Below are 1,514 nucleotides of genomic sequence, written 5' to 3'. Positions count from 1 at the left end.
CAACTTTCGCAGAGCGAAAATCGGCTTAATTGCTTGATGTGACTGGATTAACGGTGAATTCAATACGGAAGTTGCAAAAATAGAAAAACACCGCTTCGTTTGGTAAAGTGAAAGCGACGAACAATCACTACCACGCAGAAGAGGTGTCCTCTACATGATAGACCAAAACGAACAAGAGAATCAACTTCCAAATGAAATCAAACAGGCTTTTAAAGAACTAAAAGTGCTTCAACACTTGAGAACAGCAGGCTTCAAGAAGAAATTCGGCTATACCTGTTCGTTCTTATTCCAGCTTGTCTTTGTGCTTCTGTTTCATCACAAGAATTGGTTTCGCTTGCTGGAAAGCGAGAAAAGTGCATCCTTCCCTGGCAAGGATGCGGTCTATCGATTCCTTAATCATAGTGGCTATGCATGGCGTCGGTTCTTATCCTTGCTCAGTTCTTTTACGATCAGTAAAATTCAGCCACTTACAGGAGAAGATCGCGTTTCCGTATTTGTGATTGACGACTCCATGTATGAGCGAAATCGCAGCAAGGCGGTCGAACTACTTTCCAGATTTAAAGACCATGCGACGGGGTGTTACTACAAAGGATTTCGCATGCTCACGCTCGGTTGGTCGGACGGCCATACGTTTATTCCCGTCGATTTTACTTTGCTCGCTTCTCTCAAGTCGCAATTGAACGGCATCATGAAAGGGATCGACAAGCGAACGTCCGGTTACAAGCGTCGGATCGAAGCTTTGTTGCCTGCGCCTGAAGTCATTCCCGCTATGATTGATCGTGCACTTTCCGCCGGAGTGCAAGCTTCTTATGTGGTCATGGACAGTTGGTTCACCCATGCTCCGCTGATCCAAGCAGTGCTTGACCGCGGTTTAGATGTGATTGGCATGGTCAAAGCGGACAAGAAGCGTTATCTTGTTGGCGGGCGCCGTTTATCCCTGCAAGAACTTTACTTTGCAGCAACTCCGGTTCAGGGAAAGAACAAAGGGATTTTGCGTTCTATCCGTACCGAATTGTCTCCGGGGATTCCGGTTACAATGGTCTTCGTACGTCATCGTTCAAAGAAAAAGGAATGGCTTGCGATATTGTGTACTGACCTCTCAATCCCCGTTGAAGAAATCATCCGGATCTACGGAATTCGCTGGGATATTGAAGTATTCTTCAAATGCACAAAATCCTTGCTGCGTCTGCAAAAAGAGTTTCAAGGACGATCTTACGATCTGATGCTTAGTCACACTACAATTGTCTTTTCCCGTTACATATTGCTGGCATGGCAACATCGGCAGAGTACAGACAACCGCACATTAGGAGGCCTGTTTTATTTGCTATGCGATGAAGTAAGTCAAATAGATTGGGCGGTTGCCTTAAAACAACTCATCGAATTGATCGAGGATATCGCCAAGAAAGCCAACAAGAAAATCACAACATTCATTCAGAAACAACTTCAGCAATGGATTGCCGGTTTGCCCAGCTACATCAAGGTCTACTTGCCGAAATTAAGCTGCGAAAGTTGAG

General features: G+C 45.2%; 1 protein-coding gene. It reads left to right on the top strand.

Translation table 11 applies throughout. The features are described 5' to 3' along the window. The first annotated feature begins 154 nt into the window (after nucleotides 1-154). On the top strand, nucleotides 155-1,513 hold the full coding sequence (locus BFU02S_RS15765; protein WP_066372736.1) for an IS4 family transposase: 1,359 nt from the start codon (nucleotides 155-157) through the stop codon (nucleotides 1,511-1,513). Nucleotide 1,514 lies beyond the last annotated feature (1 nt).

Origin of the sequence: Neobacillus fumarioli NBRC 102428, assembly GCF_001591485.1 — a bacterium.
In the GTDB taxonomy this organism is placed as follows: domain Bacteria; phylum Bacillota; class Bacilli; order Bacillales; family Cytobacillaceae; genus Neobacillus; species Neobacillus fumarioli.
This window is presented reverse-complemented; position numbering and strand designations above follow the sequence as displayed.